Source organism: Nostoc cf. edaphicum LEGE 07299, from assembly GCF_015207245.1.
Taxonomy (GTDB): domain Bacteria; phylum Cyanobacteriota; class Cyanobacteriia; order Cyanobacteriales; family Nostocaceae; genus Nostoc; species Nostoc edaphicum_B.
Window position 1 is genome coordinate 1 of the sequence record NZ_JADEXF010000540.1, and the last position, 4,031, is coordinate 4,031.

Sequence of the window (4,031 nt, forward strand, 5' to 3'; positions counted from 1 at the left end):
AATGTCGTCCTTTGTAGTCATTAGTCATTTGTATTTACAAAAGACAAGGGACAAATGACTAATGACAGTCTCTAAGGCAGGAGTTGGAGCGATCGCTTTATCCTACAAAACATTCCGTAAATCTTGAATTGTATTGGCTACAACAATCCTGCGTAAAATCTCTTTCAATTGCTCTAAGTCAGAAATTTGCGAAATTTGCGACATCAACTCCAAACCATCACTACCAAATTTCGCCTCTAAACTTGTTTCGATGCTAGAGATTATTCCACGTACTTCTCCTCTTGCTTCTCCTCGTGCTTCTCCTTCTGCTTCTCCTCGTGCTTGCCCCTCACGTAAAATTTCTTGATACCAAGGTGACTCTCTTAAGACTGTCATATCCCACCTCATGATTTCCTGAACTAAAGTACTTTCTAATACAAAGGTTGCAAAAAATGCCAGAACTGTCTCAAGTTGATTTAATTGCTCGTCAGCACGCAGCATTCGCAATGCTTCCCTAATTGTAGACTCGTTTTCTCCGCCTTTGAGAATTGGTACAAACGGAAGCAGCGACGGTAACGGTGTCTCAAAAGCAATATTTACGTCAACTTCCCAGAGATTGATTACGCGGTAATCTTGAATTGCTCTTAACCCGATAAAATTTGATACAAAGCTTGTAGGTATTTCGCTGTTACTGATTTTGAGAATGTTAATCAGTACAGGGTAGGTTTGTAGTTTATATTTCTCTTCCGCAAGAGCCGCATAAGCACGCATCCGACGCGGCATTTCTGATATGTGGCGTAATTGTAACTCATTGAGGATGAGAAATTTCCCGTATTGGGGACTTTCAGCTTGAATTACAACATCGCTTTGTCGGCTAATCCATTGGAATTCTGTATTTAAGATTTCGCCTGTAACAATGTCGGGAATTCCTGTCACCCATTTTGCCCAATTATTTGGTGCAAGGCTGATTAATTTTTTAGTGCTAATATCGACAGCTTTGTTCATCAAAAAAAATAGATGCGATCGCCCTAAATAAAACCCAATAAATCCAAGGATAATCGCTTCGCCTTATCCTACCGTAAATTGTGTCAACTTTCAGCCATCATCTAAGGTGCTAACCTGGCTTTACCTAGACGCTGCTTTTCATACCATTGTGCGATCGCAGGTGCCCAATCTTCAAAATGAGGCCACATCATTTCACACAACTTTTGAATTTCCAGTTGAGCATCTTTCTTATTTCTCAGGTCACAAAAATGCAAGAAAGACCTTAAATTAAAACTAACTACAAAATGCTGGCGATAATCAAAAGGCACTTTGCCTCTAGCGTGTTCTTCAGACATTCCCGCTTCAAAATCAGCTTTATATCGTTTAGCTGCTTCTAAACACCACTCCAAATCTGCTGTTCGCTGTTCTGGGGAATAGTGATACTTTTTGCCTTGTCTATCAGTGTAATAACCAACGGGACGTAGGTAAAAAACATCTTCTATTTCTTTCTTACCTTCTACTACATCAATAAATTGGTTGCCTGTGTACCTAAAAGATTGTACATCAAATGATACAGAAACGCGATGAGTCCGCGCCTGCTGCATCACACTGTGGGGAAAGTAGCCACAGTTGAAAACAATCTGGGGATGCTCTAAAGGCCCATAGTGTCCCCTCTCACCAGCTAAAAGCCGCTTAACAATAACTTCGCCGCTTTGTGACTCCGAGGGCCAAGAGTCGCGCTCATCAAACACAAACCCATCAGTATAGTCCTGGTGCATCGCGGCATAAATCACCTGCTGCGGGTTTGGTGTTTTGGCAATAACCTCTACTCGAAATCGATGCATTAGCTGTTGGGGAATGGATTGGTGACTGGGATTGCTTAGACAGAGTACTTAGACATGGCTTTGAACTCGATTCATCATCATATCTCTTCTCTGGCTTGGACTTCTACTCGATTAGATGAAGATACTTTACAAATATTAATAGATTTGTTACAGTTATTTACATAAACAGAAAACAGGGAAAAACCCATGCGTACAAGCACTGCTATAATTGATGACCAAGGCAAACTGAACAACTTTGCGATCGAGCCAAAAGTATATATTGATGAACAAGGCGATCGCACTGGTTTCACTCCTTATGCAGAAATGCTCAACGGTCGTTTAGCAATGATTGGTTTTGTCTCTCTGATAGCATTAGAAGTATTCACAGGACACGGTATTGTTGGTGTTTTGGCAAGTCTGTAAAAACTAATTTATTTAACATAACTCTCAAAAAATGTAAGAGACGGTAAGTTTACCGTCTCTTATTTTATGGAAAACTTAGTGCTAGAGTGAAAATATACTGATAACAAAAGCCTTAGTTATCAGCGTAAAAATATTGGGTGAACTATGGCTTTAACTGCTTCAACTATGTTGCCGCTAGGCACTAAAGCGCCAGATTTTAATCTACCAGAAGTAGTATCTGGAAAGGCAACTTCACTTTCTACCTTTGCAGACAAAAAAGCACTGTTGGTAATGTTTATTTGTCGGCATTGCCCATTTGTAAAACACGTCCAACAAGAATTAGTGCGGTTAGGAAAAGATTATTTTACAAGTGATTTAGCGATCGTTGCTATTAGTGCTAACGATGCAAAAAATTACCCAGATGATGCGCCAGAGTCGTTACAAGCATTTGCAACAGAACAAGGGTTTAATTTTACTTTATGCTACGACGAGAGCCAAGAAACGGCGAAGGCTTACACAGCAGCTTGCACACCAGATTTTTTTGTATTTGATGACCAACGCCAACTTGTGTACCGGGGACAATTAGATGATAGCCGCCCCAGTAACGGTAAACCTGTAACAGGTGCAGATTTACGCGCAGCCATTGAAGCAGTGCTAGCGGGTAAACCTGTTACAAGTGAGCAAAAGCCGAGTGTTGGTTGCAATATTAAATGGAAACCAGGAAACCAACCCAGTTATTTTGGTTAAGAGGGATTGGGAATTGAGATTAGGTGACAGGTGACAGGTGACAGGAGATAATCTATACCCTGTAACCTGTAACCTTTACCCTGTTCTCTTCTTCACTCCCCACACCTATTAATGTTTAATTTCCAAATTCAGTATGTAGCATCCTAATTGGACTTTTTCTGCCCACAATTCATATTCCAGCCGCAAATTCTCTGGCAAAGGATGTCCGTTGAGAGTTAGGCTACGAGTAAAATTTCGTAAACGAATCGGATCGTTAGGTTGCAATGACTCAGTTGGCAACCAATAGCGACTAATGCCATAAACACCCTGTTCCCAAAAGTGACGGTAACTCACTTGAGCGTTACCTTGCATAGTCATGATGACTCGGTAAGGTGAAATCTCCAGCCACAATATTCTGGGACTGTTAGGGGCGTAAGCTTTGCTCTTGCTTTGAGGAAGTGTGTCTTCTGGACTTATGACACTCTCTACTTCGCAGCTAATTAAAGGCGGTGCGGTCATCAGTAAATGAAACCGATCGGTATCTTTTTGATACAATGTCGCGGCAGTTTCGACAACAGACCAGATCGGTAGGTCAGTGGAAATAAGTGATAAGCACACGGGCTTGCGGTGATGGGTCAGCATGGGAGCGATAAGGGCTAAAAGCTATTGAACAAAGTGAAATGAACACTCTAGCTGTCTAATAGGTCGGGCTAAGAAACTAAATAGTAAAGCAGGCTTAATATTAATGAATCCGTTGATTTGTTAATAAGCTACACAAATCTGGATGAAACAGGTAGAATGTCAGCTTACACAGTAAAAATGGTACTTTTATCTAGAGAGAGCTAATTCGTAAGTAAAGCTTGTAAATATTCTAAGGCTATAGCCTCAAAACAGTGGCAGTCGTTTTAGATGCTAAAAACCTTCTTCAGGGAGACTTACCGTAGATTGGAGTAAGTTTCATACAGGCAAAAGCTAATAGGATACTAGGAAGGAAGTCACCAGAAGCGACAAACTAAGTCGCTGATGAACCTCCGGTGTATTCAAATGCCAGTGTATCCTAATGTCGGCTTCTGTTATATCGGTAGAAACTCACGAAAACCTTTCTCACCAAAATAT

At 40.9% G+C, this 4,031-nt stretch carries 5 protein-coding genes; 2 read left to right on the forward strand and 3 right to left on the reverse strand.

Annotated elements, in window-relative coordinates:
• Window positions 1-102: 102 nt before the first annotated feature.
• Together IQ229_RS16405 and thyX are read right to left on the reverse strand one after the other, a co-directional pair.
• Entirely contained in the window at window positions 103-984 is an 882-nt protein-coding gene (locus IQ229_RS16405) for an Rpn family recombination-promoting nuclease/putative transposase (protein WP_194045463.1), read from the reverse strand.
• A gap of 101 nt (window positions 985-1,085) precedes the next feature.
• Window positions 1,086-1,808: an FAD-dependent thymidylate synthase gene (gene thyX / locus IQ229_RS16410; protein WP_194045465.1), complete on the reverse strand. Its 723-nt coding sequence runs from the start codon at window positions 1,806-1,808 to the stop codon at window positions 1,086-1,088.
• Between the two features lie 186 nt (window positions 1,809-1,994).
• On the opposite strand from thyX, the gene IQ229_RS16415 reads away from it, so the two are divergent.
• Together IQ229_RS16415 and IQ229_RS16420 are read left to right on the forward strand one after the other, a co-directional pair.
• Window positions 1,995-2,210 carry a chlorophyll a/b-binding protein gene (locus IQ229_RS16415; RefSeq protein WP_094348273.1) on the forward strand — a complete coding sequence of 72 codons (216 nt, stop codon included), beginning with the start codon at window positions 1,995-1,997 and terminating at the stop codon, window positions 2,208-2,210.
• A 144-nt stretch (window positions 2,211-2,354) separates the two neighbouring features.
• Window positions 2,355-2,936: a thioredoxin family protein gene (locus tag IQ229_RS16420; protein ID WP_194045467.1), complete on the forward strand. Its 582-nt coding sequence runs from the start codon at window positions 2,355-2,357 to the stop codon at window positions 2,934-2,936.
• Between the two features lie 108 nt (window positions 2,937-3,044).
• Here IQ229_RS16420 and IQ229_RS16425 read toward each other — a convergent pair whose 3' ends face one another.
• A complete protein-coding gene (locus IQ229_RS16425; protein WP_094348271.1) occupies window positions 3,045-3,557 on the reverse strand; it encodes a hypothetical protein in 513 nt (170 codons plus the stop codon).
• Window positions 3,558-4,031 lie beyond the last annotated feature (474 nt).